Genomic DNA, 463 nt, shown 5'->3' with positions numbered 1-463 from the left:
TTACGTGTTTAATCTGGATGTTTCAAAAATCAGAGTTTTGAGTGAAGAAAAGAAGCTTATTAAGGAGTTGATGAAACGTGTTAATTATTTAAAAAACAATTAGAATGAAAATGAAGTTATACTGGATATTGGTAAGTATTACTATATCTTTCTTTTTCAATGCTTGTAATACCAGGCAAGTAAAATCGGAGCATAAACCAAATGTTATATATATCCTGGCCGATGATTTAGGGTATGCCGACCTGAGCTGCTATGGACAAACCAAATTTTCTACACCCAATATTGATAAGCTAGCAGCAAAAGGCATTAAGTTTACCCAGCATTATTCGGGCAGTACAGTTTGTGCACCATCGCGTTCTTCACTCATGACCGGCCAGCATACAGGGCATACCTTTATACGTGGCAACCGAGAACACAAGCCAGAAGGACAATACCCTATTCGAGCTGAGGATTTTACCATTGC

Annotated in this window: 1 protein-coding gene; it reads left to right on the top strand. The window is 37.8% G+C overall.

Annotated elements, in window-relative coordinates:
* Positions 1–104: 104 nt before the first annotated feature.
* Positions 105–463 (top strand): sulfatase-like hydrolase/transferase (locus tag FNN09_RS20930; RefSeq protein ID WP_221932565.1); only part of this gene is annotated, 359 nt, incomplete at its 3' end.

The organism is Carboxylicivirga sp. M1479, assembly GCF_007097485.1.
GTDB lineage: Bacteria > Bacteroidota > Bacteroidia > Bacteroidales > Marinilabiliaceae > Carboxylicivirga.
Note: the sequence above shows the minus strand (reverse complement) of the source record. Positions and strands in the feature narration are given on the sequence as shown.